Below are 7544 nucleotides of genomic sequence, written 5' to 3' on the forward strand. Positions count from 1 at the left end.
GGCGGCCCGGGCGTGGCGTAGATTTCCTGGGGGCGGCGCCTGCAGGTGCTCGCAACGGCAGACATGCGATCGGGAAGTGGGAGACAACACGCTCATGAGCGATGTTCTGGAGCTGGTGGACGTATCCGTGGTCCGAGACGGCCGGGCTCTGGTGGACCAGGTCTCCTGGTCGGTCGCCGAGGGCGAGCGCTGGGTCATCCTCGGTCCCAACGGCGCCGGCAAGACGACCCTGCTGAACATCGCCTCCAGCTACCTCTTCCCGACCTCCGGCACCGTCCAGATCCTCGGCGAGAAGCTGGGCGGCGTCGACGTCTTCGAATTGCGCCCGCGCATCGGCATCGCGGGCGTCGCCCTGGCCGAGAAGCTGCCGCGCAGGCAGACCGTCCTGGAGACCGTGCTCACCGCCGCGTACGGCATGACCGCGCACTGGCAGGAGAGCTACGAGCAGGTCGACGAGGACCGCGCCCGCGCCTTCCTGGACCGGCTCGGCATGAGCGACTACCTCGACCGCAAGTTCGGCACCCTCTCCGAGGGCGAGCGCAAGCGCACCCTCATCGCGCGCGCCATGATGACCGACCCCGAGCTCCTGCTGCTCGACGAGCCCGCCGCCGGCCTCGACCTCGGCGGCCGCGAGGACCTCGTCCGCCGCCTCGGCCGGCTCGCCCGCGACCCGATCGCGCCCTCCATGGTCATGGTCACCCACCACGTCGAGGAGATCGCCCCGGGCTTCACCCACGTCCTGATGATCCGTCAGGGCAAGGTCGTCGCCGCCGGTCCCATGGAGACCGAACTCAGCTCCCGCAACCTCTCCCTGTGCTTCGGCCTCCCGCTCGTCGTCGAGCGCCGTGGCGACCGCTGGACGGCCAACGGGCTTCCCCTGAAGTGACCCCCTGAGGCCACCCGCGCACGAAGCCCCGCGCCGAAAGCCTCGGGGAGAGCCGTCGCACCCTGTCACAGATCCACTGCGGACCCCTACGATGGGCCTGTGGACGACTGGTTGTGGTGGCTGATCGCCGCCGTGGGGCTGGGTATTCCGCTCGTGGTGACCGCGATGCCCGAGTTCGGGATGTTCGCGGTCGGAGCCGTCGCCGCCGCGATCGCGGCAGGCCTCGGCCTGGGCATCACTCCGCAGGTACTGATCTTCGTCATCGTCTCGGTCGCGGGCATCGCCGTCGTACGCCCGCTGGCCAACCGGAGCCGCTCGCAACGCCCGGAGTTGCGCAGCGGCATCGACGCGCTCAAGGGCCGCCAGGCCGTCGTCCTGGAACGGGTCGACGGGCACGGCGGCCGGATCAAGCTCAACGGAGAGGTCTGGTCCGCCCGTTCCCTCGAGACGGGACGGGCCTTCGAGCCCGGCGAGAGCGTGGACGTCGTCGAGATCGAGGGCGCGACGGCCGTCGTGATGTGATCCTGCCCGCCCCCGCACCCCGAGACGGCACGGGAATTCGCCGAACCCGGCCCGCCTCCCCGCGGGGTCTGTCAGACTTGATCATGTCTTCGTACAGGTAGCCACAGGCAATCGGCGTGGGAGTGGACGTGCAGCCGATCATCATCGTCCTGATCATCCTGGTGGTGCTCGTCTTCATCGCGCTCATCAAGACGGTCCAGGTCATCCCGCAGGCCAGCGCGGCGATCGTCGAACGCTTCGGTCGCTACACCAGGACCCTGAGCGCGGGCCTCAACATCGTGGTGCCGTTCATCGACACCATCCGCAACCGCATCGACCTGCGCGAGCAGGTCGTGCCGTTCCCGCCGCAGCCGGTGATCACCCAGGACAACCTGGTCGTCAACATCGACACGGTCATCTACTACCAGGTCACCGACGCGCGGGCGGCCACCTACGAGGTCGCCAGCTACATCCAGGCGATCGAGCAGCTCACCGTCACCACGCTCCGCAACATCATCGGCGGCATGGACCTGGAGCGGACCCTGACCTCCCGCGAGGAGATCAACGCGGCCCTGCGCGGCGTCCTCGACGAGGCCACCGGCAAGTGGGGCATCCGCGTCAACCGCGTCGAACTCAAGGCCATCGAGCCGCCCACCTCCATCCAGGACTCGATGGAGAAGCAGATGCGCGCCGACCGCGACAAGCGCGCCGCCATCCTCACCGCCGAGGGCATCCGGCAGTCCCAGATCCTCACCGCCGAGGGCGAGAAGCAGTCCGCGATCCTGCGCGCCGAGGGCGAGGCCAAGGCCGCCGCCCTCAAGGCCGAGGGCGAGGCCCAGGCCATCCGCACGGTCTTCGAGTCCATCCACGAGGGCGACCCCGACCAGAAGCTGCTCGCCTACCAGTACCTGCAGATGCTCCCCAAGATCGCCGAGGGCGAGTCCAACAAGCTCTGGATCATCCCCAGCGAACTCAACGACGCCCTCAAGGGCCTCGGCGGCATCGTCAACCTCCCCGGCGCCCCCGGCAACGGCGAGGGCGGCACCCGTCGCGAGACCCCCCGGCTCGACAAGGACTGAGCAGCGCGGCCGCCGCCGCGAACGCGTATGACATGATCCGTGCGCTCCGGCTCCCCCCGGTCCCGTCGGGGGGAGGGGAGCCGCACCGACCATGGAGACGCCTATGACCTACTGGGAAGCCCTGGCCGTGTTCGCGGCCGGAATCGGGGCCGGCACCATCAACACCGTCGTCGGCTCCGGCACGCTCATCACCTTCCCCGTCCTGCTCGCCGTCGGCCTGCCGCCCGTCACCGCCAACGTGTCCAACACCCTCGGCCTGGTCCCCGGTTCCCTCAGCGGTGCCATCGGCTACCGGCGCGAACTCGCCGGACAGCGCGACCGTCTGCTGCGGCTCGGCGCCGCCGCCCTCGTCGGCGGACTCACCGGGGCCGTCCTGCTGCTGGCGCTGCCCTCCCAGGCCTTCGACACCATCGTGCCGATCCTGATCGCGGTGGCCCTCGTCCTCGTCGTCGTCCAGCCCCGGCTCTCCCGCGTGCTCCAGGCCCGCCGGGCCGGCAACGGCACGCACGCCCCCGAGCACGGCGGCCCGCTCCTCCTCGGCGGCCTCCTCCTCGCCAGCATGTACGGCGGCTACTTCGGCGCGGCCCAGGGAGTCATCTACCTCTCCCTGATGGGCGTCCTCCTCGAGGAGTCCTGGCAGCGGATCAACGCGGTGAAGAACGTCCTCGCACTGATCGTCAACGGAGTCGCCGCGGCGTTCTTCCTCTTCGTCGCCGACTTCGACTGGACCGCCGTCGCGCTCATCGCCGTCGGGGCGGCGCTCGGCGGTGTCCTCGGCGCCCGCATCGGCCGCCGCCTGCCGCCCGCCGCCCTGCGCGGCGTCATCGTCGTCGTGGGCCTCGTGGCGATCGCCCAGCTCCTGCTGAAGTAGCCGGGCGACCGCCTCGGGGCTCAGGACTCAGGCCGGCAGCGCGAGCCAGCCGGGGACGTCCTCACGGTCCTTCAGACCCAGGGCCAGCAGCAGCGCGTCCGCCGGGGTCGGCTCGAACGGCTGGGTCAGCAGCCGCATCCCCGCCTGCTCCGGCGTACGGTCCGCCTTGCGGTGGTTGTCCTCCGCGCACGACGCCACGGTGTTCAGCCAGGTGTCCCCACCACCGCGCGAACGCGGCTGCACGTGGTCCACGGTCGTCGCCCTCCGGCCGCAGTACGCGCACCGGTGCCGGTCCCTGACCAGCACACCCCGCCGCGACCACGCCGCCCGTTGTCGGAAGGGCACCCTCACGTACCTGCAGAGCCTGATCACCTGCGGCACGGGTACCTCCACCGCCGCCGCGCGGATCCGCAGCCCGGGATGAGCCTGCTCGACCACGGCCTTGTCCTGCATGACCAGCACCACCGCACGCCGCAGCGACACGGTCGACAGCGGCTCGAAGCTCGCGTTCAGCACCAGCGTCTCACGCATGTCGCCCACCCCTCGGGTCCATCCCCGCCCCGCGGCGAGGTGGCTCCACTGTGACCGGGCGATACCCGCGCGGACAACGTAATTTCCGCACGTGAAAGCGAACAGGAGGAAACGGGGAACGAAACGGCGTCCCCGGCCGCCGGCCACTCCGGGCGCCCGCCCCCGTGGGGTCCGGGGCGCCCGGAGCGCGGCGATCGGCGTGGACGCCCGGGCGCATGACCGGGCTCCGGCGGACGGCGGGCAGGTCGCGCGGCGAGAGCCGCACAGCGCAACGCCCCGCCGCCCCCGCCACTGCGGTGCCGACCCCCGGTGACGGTCAGGTCACCAGGCAGACACCACAGTGCGATGCGGGAGCGCCGGGGCGCAACGGAATTTGGGACCCCCGGCCCTCGGCCGGGAGCGCCACGACTACTGCGGGTTCTCGTACTCGCCGATCAGGTTGGCCCGCGCGATCGCGTGGAACCGCAGGTTGAAGCCGACGACGGCGGGCGACACGTCCCCGTCCGGCCCCAGCTTCTCCTGGTCCACCGCGTACACGGTGAACACGTAACGGTGCGGTCCGTCCCCGGGCGGCGGCGCGGCGCCGCCGAAGTCCTTGCTCCCGTAGTCGTTGCGCACGTGCACCGCACCCTCGGGCAGCCCCTTGAAGCCGTCACTGCCGGCACCCGCGGGCAGCTCCGTCACCGACACCGGGATGTCGAAGAGCACCCAGTGCCAGAAACCGCTGCCCGTGGGCGCGTCGGGGTCGTAGCACGTGACGGCGAAGCTCCCGGTCCCCTCGGGGAACCCCTCCCACCGCAGGTGCGGCGAGACGTTGCCCTCGGCGTAGACCTGGGAGTCCTTCAGCGTGCCGCCCGGCTCGATGTCGTCGCTCACCACCGTGAACGACGGCACCTGAGGATGGAAATCGTGGGGGAGCGGCCGCCGCTTGTGCTCGGTCACCTCGGTACCTCCTGCTGATCGCGAAACGCGCTTCCGCCCGCCGATCCTAGAACCAGTTGCGCTTCCCGCCGACCTCGGCCAGCCACTGGTTGAGGTAACCCGCCCAGTCGGTCGCGTGGAAGTTGTTCAGGTCCACGGTGAAGGAACGGAACGCGTCGCTGCCCTCGCTGAACAGGCCCGGCTTCTTGTCCATCTCCAGGATGACGTCCATCTCGTGGCCGTCGGCGACGAAGCTCAGCTCCACCTGGTTCAGCCCGCGGTACTGCTGCGGCGCGAAGAACTCGATCTCCTGGTAGAACGGCAGCCGCTGCCGCGTGCCACGGATGTGGCCGCGCTCCAGGTCCGCGTTCTTGAAGCCGAAGCCCAGCTGGCCGAACGCGTCGAGGATCGCCTGCTGCGCCGGCACCGGGTGCACGTTGATCGGGTCGAGGTCACCGGAGTCCACCGCACGGGCGATCGCCAGCTCCGTCGTCACCCCGACGTTCATCCCGGTCAGGTGACGCCCCAGGAAGGTCGTGATCGGGGTCTCCCACGGGATCTCCAGCCCGAACGGCACCACGTGCACCGCACCCGGCTGCACCTCGAACGCCCCGCCCAGCTGCTGCCGGTGGAACTCGACGTCCTGCTTGTACTCCGCGTCCTGGCCCTCGACCTCGACGCGGGCCTGCAGGCCCACCGACAGTCCCTCGATCCGCTGCGGCACCGAGCCGCCCTGGATCCGCACCTCGCCCTGGACGACCCCGCCCGGGACGACGTTCGGCTCGTTGAGCACCGTCTCGACCGACGCGCCACCGGCGCCCAAGCTCGCAAGCAGCTTCTTGAAGCCCACGATGTCCCTCTCCCTTTACTGGCGGTTGCCTCGGTCATTACGAACGCGGCCCCACCCCGAACGGTTCCATTACTCTCGTACCGCATGATCCCCCCTCCTGAAAGCACCCCGCTCCCCAGGTCCTTCTTCGACCGACCGGTGCTGGAGGTGGCCCCCGACCTCCTGGGGCGGACCCTCGTACGCAGGACGGACGACGGCCCCGTGGCGCTCCGGCTGACCGAGGTCGAGGCCTACGCCGGCCCCCTCGACCCGGGCTCCCACGCCTACCGCGGGCGCACCGACCGCAACGCGGTCATGTTCGGCCCGCCCGGCCACGCGTACGTCTACTTCACCTACGGCATGTCAAGGCGGTCGGCATGAACGTTGTGGATCTTGCTCACCCCGCTGAAGAAGTCGCGCCCAAGCTGCTCGGTGCCATCCTCACCCACGAGACCCCCGAGGGAACCGTGAGCATCACCATCACGGAGACCGAGGCGTACTCCGGTTCGGCCGACCCCGCCTCCCACGCCTACCGAGGCAGGACAGCCCGAAACGCCGTCATGTTCGGACCCGCGGGACACCTGTACGTCTACCGGTCTCACGGACTCCACTGGTGCGCCAACGTCGTCACCGGGGCAGACGGCATCGCTACAGCTGTCCTCATCCGGGCAGGCAGGGTCATCGAAGGGGAAGACCTGGCCCGCGAGCGGCGAGGGGGCAAGGTCGAGAGTCCACGTCTCGCGCGGGGTCCGGGGAACTTGTGCCAAGCGCTCGGCATCACGGCAGAGCACAACGGCACAGACCTGCTGACAGGCGCCTCGGTCGCGCTGTCCGAGGGTGAGCCGGTACCCGCCGCACTCATCCGGGCCGGTCCTCGGGTAGGTGTGAGCAAAGCCCATGACTGGCAGCACCGCTTCTACCTAGCCGGTGATCCAACGGTCTCGGCGTACCGACTGAGCCCGAGAGCCAAGCCGTCCGCCGGAGCCTGAGCCGCTGTGCGCCTCGTTCGCGGCTTGCCGGTGGGCCGGCGCGGAGTTGAGCCCGGCCGTCACGCATCGCTCACGGGATCCGGAAGGTGATCCGGCAGTGCTCCGACCTGAACCGTCGCACTCCTCGACCTCTCGGCAGCAGCTCAACGAGTTCGCAGACCTGCATGACGACCGTCCGCACGTAGTCGATCCGGTCGGGGTCTTCGTAGTCCAGCTCCTCCCACAGGTACTCGACGTCCCCCAGATCTACCCGCACCCGCTTTGCTGCCAGGTCTGCCAGCTCGGTCCGGATCTTCCCCAGGTCGGCATCACACCTGCCGATGCCTGCGCGCATGGTCGATGCATCGATGTCCCCTACGGCGAACATCTCCGCCAGGGCGGTGCGTCTCTCGGATGTAGCCATCTCCTCGGCCAGTAGCTCGGCCTCGCGCCGCTCGTCTGCGGCGTCCGTGGCAGGAGCCCGGTTCCACTCCTCGGCCCGGGAGATGACCTGCCGGACCACGTAGGAGTCAAGCGGGTCTGCTGGGCACGTGATGCACCGGCCACCCGAACAGGTGTAGATGCGGTACCGCTCGCCTGCCGCGCCCTTCCGGCTCCATCCCTGCGTAACGACGGCCTGACACTTCGAACACCGGACGACGCCGGACAGATGATGATGTAACGACGTACATGTTCAGTGGGTTGCCTACGTATGTAGCACTGCATGAACATCGTCTGCGGCCCCGAGGGGCAACCCCAGCGGGATCCTGCTCCGCGGCGGCGACGTCATCTAGGGCGCCGACCTCGCCCGCGGGCGACGGGTCACCTTACGACGCCCCTACGACTCCGCTGCCGCGCCCCAGGGGGCGCAAAAGGAGTCGAGCGGAACGCGTAGTCTCGGAAAGACTCCGTACGAACGGGTACGAGGCACCGACCGACACCAAGGAGACACGAGAAC

Annotated in this window: 9 protein-coding genes and 1 pseudogene; 6 read left to right on the plus strand and 4 right to left on the minus strand. The window is 69.8% G+C overall.

Annotated features, from left to right (window positions below):
- Window positions 1-94: 94 nt before the first annotated feature.
- The 4 genes from OG937_32640 (at window position 95) to OG937_32655 (ending at window position 3337) form a co-directional block, all read left to right on the plus strand.
- On the plus strand, window positions 95-886 hold the full coding sequence (locus OG937_32640) for an ABC transporter ATP-binding protein (GenBank protein ID WUD76106.1): 792 nt from the start codon (window positions 95-97) through the stop codon (window positions 884-886).
- 99 nt (window positions 887-985) lie between these two features.
- Window positions 986-1408 carry an NfeD family protein gene (locus tag OG937_32645; protein ID WUD76107.1) on the plus strand — a complete coding sequence of 141 codons (423 nt, stop codon included), beginning with the start codon at window positions 986-988 and terminating at the stop codon, window positions 1406-1408.
- 128 nt (window positions 1409-1536) lie between these two features.
- Window positions 1537-2466, plus strand: a complete 930-nt coding sequence (locus OG937_32650) for an SPFH/Band 7/PHB domain protein (protein ID WUD76108.1) — start codon at window positions 1537-1539, stop codon at window positions 2464-2466.
- 103 nt (window positions 2467-2569) lie between these two features.
- Window positions 2570-3337 carry a sulfite exporter TauE/SafE family protein gene (locus tag OG937_32655; protein WUD76109.1) on the plus strand — a complete coding sequence of 256 codons (768 nt, stop codon included), beginning with the start codon at window positions 2570-2572 and terminating at the stop codon, window positions 3335-3337.
- Window positions 3338-3364: 27 nt separating this feature from the next.
- Here the strand turns inward: OG937_32655 and OG937_32660 are convergent, their stop codons facing one another.
- The 3 genes from OG937_32660 to OG937_32670 form a co-directional block, all read right to left on the minus strand.
- A complete protein-coding gene (locus OG937_32660) occupies window positions 3365-3868 on the minus strand; it encodes an HNH endonuclease (protein WUD76110.1) in 504 nt (167 codons plus the stop codon).
- Between the two features lie 408 nt (window positions 3869-4276).
- Window positions 4277-4810, minus strand: coding sequence for a YbhB/YbcL family Raf kinase inhibitor-like protein (locus OG937_32665; protein WUD76111.1), 534 nt, complete (start codon window positions 4808-4810; stop codon window positions 4277-4279).
- A gap of 46 nt (window positions 4811-4856) precedes the next feature.
- Window positions 4857-5639, minus strand: a complete 783-nt coding sequence (locus tag OG937_32670; protein WUD76112.1) for a sporulation protein — start codon at window positions 5637-5639, stop codon at window positions 4857-4859.
- A gap of 84 nt (window positions 5640-5723) precedes the next feature.
- On the opposite strand from OG937_32670, the pseudogene OG937_32675 reads away from it, so the two are divergent.
- Together OG937_32675 and OG937_32680 are read left to right on the plus strand one after the other, a co-directional pair.
- Window positions 5724-5981 (plus strand): annotated as a pseudogene (locus OG937_32675) (DNA-3-methyladenine glycosylase).
- A gap of 14 nt (window positions 5982-5995) precedes the next feature.
- Window positions 5996-6607 (plus strand): DNA-3-methyladenine glycosylase, encoded by a 612-nt coding sequence (locus OG937_32680; GenBank protein WUD76113.1) that lies wholly within the window; start codon window positions 5996-5998, stop codon window positions 6605-6607.
- Window positions 6608-6677: 70 nt separating this feature from the next.
- Here OG937_32680 and OG937_32685 read toward each other — a convergent pair whose 3' ends face one another.
- On the minus strand, window positions 6678-7109 hold the full coding sequence (locus OG937_32685; GenBank protein ID WUD76114.1) for a hypothetical protein: 432 nt from the start codon (window positions 7107-7109) through the stop codon (window positions 6678-6680).
- Window positions 7110-7544: the final 435 nt, after the last annotated feature.

The organism is Streptomyces sp. NBC_00510, from assembly GCA_036013505.1.
GTDB lineage: Bacteria > Actinomycetota > Actinomycetes > Streptomycetales > Streptomycetaceae > Actinacidiphila.